The organism is Martelella alba, assembly GCF_005217455.1.
Classification (GTDB): domain Bacteria; phylum Pseudomonadota; class Gammaproteobacteria; order Enterobacterales; family Enterobacteriaceae; genus Acerihabitans.
On sequence record NZ_SZPQ01000095.1, the window covers coordinates 1 to 3390 of the forward strand.

Here is a 3390-nt window from a genome sequence, read left to right on the forward strand (position 1 = left end):
AAACCGGTGCCCGGAGCCAACAAAACCACAGACCTTTGGTCGACAGAAGCCCGCTTTGCCGTCATCGTTGAAACCGCCACGCTCAGTGAAGCCGAACTGAGCGAATACTGCCGTCGCAAAGGGCTTTATCCTGAACACATTGCGCAATGGAAACAGGATTTTCTCCAAACGCCACAAGCCGATAAGCGCCACGCGTTCGTCAATTGGCGTCAATCGTCCTCGTCCGTTTCCCCGGAGTACTCCCGCAACCGCTTTCTCAGCACCCGTATCGCTGCCGCCTTTGCCAGCGCTTTTTCCTTGCGGACCAATTCGCGTTTTAACTGTTTGATTTCTTTTTGGCTCTGTTTCAGTGCAGCACGGTCATCCACCGAAGGGACTTGCAAAAACGCTTGTTTCCATTGGGTAATCTGCTTGGGATACAGGCCTTTTTTACGGCAGTACGCCGCGATATCGGCCTCACTGAGGGTGGCGGTTTAGATAATCACCGCCAAGCGGGCTTGCGCCGGCCATTGTTCACTGTTTTTGTCTGCGCCCGGCACCGGTTTCCCCTCCGCTTTCGCCTGTTTACGCCACGTATAGAGAGTAGCTTCCGATATCCCTTCCATTTGCGCAACCGATGTCACGTTCATGTTGTACGGCGGAAGCAGTTTGGCCAATACGGCCACTTTACGTTCCGGTGGAATGCGTGTCATTTCGTGTCTCCATCGCCCCATTAGAGTTTGCGATGGGGGTGACAACTATCCTGACACTGGGGGATGTTGGGTCACTACCGGGGTCACGACGCCGCCCAAATCGTAAGCGGGATTATATTTAATCACGCCCTGCTGTACGGCATGACGCATGATTTTGGTCAGATGCTGGGCGACGTCATGCACGCCTTTATCATCAATCGCCTTCACAAGCTGCGCCAGATGGCGGGTTTCAACCTGAGCGATATCCATTGCGCCAATGGCGGGGAAAACGTAGCGTTTCAGGCAGGTGAGAATTTTATCGGCGTGGGCTTCTGACCAGAGTTTAAGACTGCTGGTGTGCCATGCCGTCGCTGCATACTGGAATGTACGGGATTCATCAACGGCGGTGTTATGCACCTTGCGAAGCTGAGAAGGGCCGATGCCGGATGCCAGCAGCTTGCGGGCAGCGTCGCGCTTTTCGCGAGCCTCCGCCAGCGTAGTTTGAGGGTAGGGGCCAAAAGCCAGACGGATTTCTTTACCATCGAGACGATAGCGGAAATACCATAACTTAGCGCCGCTGGTCGATATCGTCAGATACAGGCCTTGCGAGTCTGTGAGTTTGTATGATTTTACGAGAGGTTTTGCTGCGCGGATTTTGCTGTCAGTTAGCATGTGAGGGACACTCCAGTTGTCGAACTCAATGACTCGCAATCTGACCCCAAATTTTCCGGATACGAAGGGATAAATCAAAACGTATCAGAAAGACTTTTTACTACAACCTATTGAATTGCAACAATATAGGAATTCATAGGAAGGCATAAAAAAAGAATAGTGGTGCCGGACTCGGAATCATATCCACGACTAACACACTCTTTATTATTAGTTTTGTTGGCATTTCTCGTAAGCGGCACCCCATGAAGGCCCCCATAAAAAATCGCTTTGTTTTTGTGATGGTTCTCACGAAAAATCGTTGTTTAATGGTAGGGGCTTCGTTATGTGTGGAGTTAGGTTCACACATAACGGTCTGAGTTCCACATATAGTGGGGGGAACTCCACACATAACGGTTCGGGGTCCACACATAGCGATGCTGAAAAATCCATGCTGTACTATGCAGGCAAAGCTCCTTTCCCCTTCGCGCTGAACATTTTCCAAACTTACATTTGATATGTTGGAACAACATTTTTTGAGATAATTAAAATAGGTATGTTTTATAATTGCTAGATTTTCTTGGTATTTTTGATATAATTTTGAGATGTCGTCATGCATCAGTTGAGATAACTCAACATCATGGCTCAATTTAATCACTTTGAACTCTCGCTTCTGAACCCCAGCTTTGACTCCCCTTTGGTCGACGCGCTGACGGAACTGGAGATCCTCCGGCATTTGTGGCTGGAAACTGACGTTCACCCTATCCTGTTTGCGCAGTTGAAGGCCGTATTCCACATGCTGGAGAGTCTTGGCTCTGCAAGGATTGAGGGGAACCACACCACTCTTGCCGATTATGTTGAAAGCAAGGTGGAAGGAACGCAGAGTTCGACGGACCAGCTCAAAGAAATTAACAACATCGAAGCCGCGATGGAGTTCATCGACGAATATCTGAGCAATGGCGATGACATAACGGAATATTTTATCCGCGAGTTGCATAGTCTGGCGGTCGCCGCGCTGCAACAGGAAGGGGACAGAACGCCCGGCGCGTATCGGCAACATAACGTCAGCATTGCTCAGTCTAGGCATTTACCGCCGGACCACATCCGCGTTCCTGATTATATGGCGGAACTGACCGCCTTTATTAACCGTGCCGATAAGCCAAAGTACGATCTGATGAAGATTGCTCTGGTGCATCATCGCTTTGGCTGGATACATCCCTTTGGCAACGGTAATGGTAGAACGGTCAGATTGCTGACCTATGCGTTGCTTATCAAGTATGGTTTTAACGTTCAGACGGGTGGTCGGGTTCTCAATCCGACAGCGGTATTCTGTAATGATCGTGAACGCTATTACGCCATGCTTTCGTTAGCCGATAAGGGAACAGAGGCGGGGCTGGAAGAATGGTGTTTATATGTGCTTTCGGGGATCTCCTCTGAGCTGAAGAAAGTCGATCAACTGACGAATCACGCTTTCCTGAGCGAAAAGATCCTGTATCCGGCCATCGATTTTTCGTCGGAAAGAGGGCTGATAAATCCGCTGGAATCAAAGGTTCTGAAACGTGCGGTTGAATTGGGGACGATAAAAGCGGGCGATCTACGTGCTGTTTTGCCTGATCTGAAACCGACGCAGGTGACTTACCAGCTTGGTAAACTGATTGAACGGGGACTGCTCCAGCCAGTAGAAGAGGGGGCGCGTACCTATACGGCGAAATTTTCTAATTCGTATCTGATACGTGGAGTGATTAAGGTTCTGCGGGAAGAAGGGTTTATTCCTAACCTATAGTGTATTAGTGTGATTACCAAGGGATACTGACGGTATAATTACCAGGCGATTTGGGAGTGTTCAGAATTCTGTGTCACGGTAAAAACATTACAGCGTGATCACGTTATTCAGTCGCCCATCAAAATAAATGGCCAACTGCGACAAGGTCAAGTTCCAGTTCTGGATGGGCATTGTCCACTTCTCCTGCGCATTCATGAGCCCCAGATAAAGCAGCTTTAACAGACTGTTTTCATTAGGAAACGCGCCTTTGGTTTTCGTCAGCTTCCGGAACTGCCGATGAACCGATTC

5 protein-coding genes and 1 pseudogene are annotated in these 3390 nt (G+C 49.3%); 2 read left to right on the forward strand and 4 right to left on the reverse strand.

Annotated elements, in window-relative coordinates:
* Window positions 1-160: pseudogene (locus FCN80_RS25495) on the forward strand (IS3 family transposase); the annotation flags it as partial.
* Between the two features lie 49 nt (window positions 161-209).
* Here FCN80_RS25495 and FCN80_RS25500 read toward each other — a convergent pair.
* The 3 genes from FCN80_RS25500 to FCN80_RS25510 all read right to left on the reverse strand — a co-directional run bounded on the left by FCN80_RS25500 (window position 210) and on the right by FCN80_RS25510 (window position 1343).
* A complete protein-coding gene (locus FCN80_RS25500) occupies window positions 210-383 on the reverse strand; it encodes a hypothetical protein (protein ID WP_196239164.1) in 174 nt (57 codons plus the stop codon).
* A 90-nt stretch (window positions 384-473) separates the two neighbouring features.
* On the reverse strand, window positions 474-692 hold the full coding sequence (locus FCN80_RS25505) for a transposase (protein ID WP_170975529.1): 219 nt from the start codon (window positions 690-692) through the stop codon (window positions 474-476).
* Between the two features lie 45 nt (window positions 693-737).
* Complete coding sequence (locus tag FCN80_RS25510) at window positions 738-1343, reverse strand: tyrosine-type recombinase/integrase (protein WP_230492965.1); 606 nt, start codon at window positions 1341-1343, stop codon at window positions 738-740.
* A gap of 616 nt (window positions 1344-1959) precedes the next feature.
* On the opposite strand from FCN80_RS25510, the gene FCN80_RS25515 reads away from it, so the two are divergent.
* Window positions 1960-3102 carry a Fic family protein gene (locus FCN80_RS25515; protein ID WP_136993119.1) on the forward strand — a complete coding sequence of 381 codons (1143 nt, stop codon included), beginning with the start codon at window positions 1960-1962 and terminating at the stop codon, window positions 3100-3102.
* 87 nt (window positions 3103-3189) lie between these two features.
* Here FCN80_RS25515 and FCN80_RS25520 read toward each other — a convergent pair.
* On the reverse strand, window positions 3190-3390 hold a 201-nt coding region (locus FCN80_RS25520; protein ID WP_136993120.1), incomplete at its 5' end, for a transposase.